Origin of the sequence: Martelella alba, from assembly GCF_005217455.1 — a bacterium.
Classification (GTDB): domain Bacteria; phylum Pseudomonadota; class Gammaproteobacteria; order Enterobacterales; family Enterobacteriaceae; genus Acerihabitans.
Map to the genome: position 1 here is coordinate 1 of NZ_SZPQ01000136.1, position 1,198 is coordinate 1,198.

The window sequence follows — 1,198 nt, forward strand, 5'->3', positions numbered from 1 at the left end:
CTGAGTTCACAGCAGAAGGAGAGTGTGAGTGCGCTGTCGACACTGACGTCGGGGATTGCGGCCGGGGTAAGCGGCGACAGTAGGGCGAGTGCCTTGACCGGGGCGCAGGCAGGGAAGAATGCGGTGGAGAATAACTCACTGGGCGGTGCGGCAGGCTCTGGACTGGGGATGTGGCTGGGTGAGATACCGGACGCGGGTATCGAGGAAAAAGCCCAGCTTGCCGGGGATATCGCGGAAGGGAATGCGAAAGTCTCTGCCGGTATAGCCAATGCCGCAGGTGTCGTAATGCTGCCGGTTGCAGGCCAAGCTATGTGGGGGCTTGGCGCAGCGGCCAATGCTGGAGTCCGTTATCTGGACGGTAAGCCGGTCGATCCGGTGAGCGCAACGGTGGCCGGTTGGGTGAACGTTGCGAGCATGGGAAGCGGACTGGCTGGAACCATAGGCTGGAATGCGGCGGGTGGTGCTTTAACCAGTTCAATTAATGGTGAAGATCCTCTTACCGGAGCAATAACAAACAGCGCAGGTTCGGCGCTGGGTTATGGATTTGGTAAGATTATTGCCATAGGAGCGAATGCTGTCGGTAAATATATTACTCAGGGATTTGATCCGAAATTCCATCCTAATCTCTTGAAATATACTGAGATAAAGGGCCAGTTGGGCATATCGAAAGAAATGTTGCCGAGTAAAATCCCAAGTTCTGCCGGTAATATGGGAGCGTCATATATGTCAGAAAAAAGCAGCAATATTATTGAAAATCAGAGGATCAATAAAGCTGGTCAAAACAATGAAGTTACTGATTAACCTGTTAATCAGTTCTGCTTGTATGGTTGTTTTTTGTATCCTAACGAATTTTATTCTGCGTTGTGGTGCTTACTTTTGGATTGGAGGTGAGTTCCTGTTTTCGGCTGAAGACATTCAAGATGGAGCGATTACTGGGGGTATGCTGGGATGTCTTCTTACTATAGGTATTGGGCTAAGTAATTTTAATAATAAATCCTAGAAAATTGTGATTTTCCCTTAAATCCCGGCCCCTGCGCCGGGATCTTATCTCAAAAAAGCAGCCTGTTACTCCGCTTCAGTCAAAATCACCAATTTCCCCGGCTACAACATCACTCACCCAGGCTAAATAGCTGCGCCTAATACCGCTACACTTTTGCCTGACCATGTTTTCCTCCGGGGAATGGGCTGGCAGTTTCCA

1 protein-coding gene is annotated in these 1,198 nt (G+C 49.8%); it reads left to right on the forward strand.

Annotated elements, in window-relative coordinates:
- The coding region (locus FCN80_RS26040) for a VENN motif pre-toxin domain-containing protein (protein ID WP_170975543.1) at positions 1-801 on the forward strand (801 nt) is incomplete at its 5' end.
- Between the last annotated feature and the right edge of the window lie 397 nt (positions 802-1,198).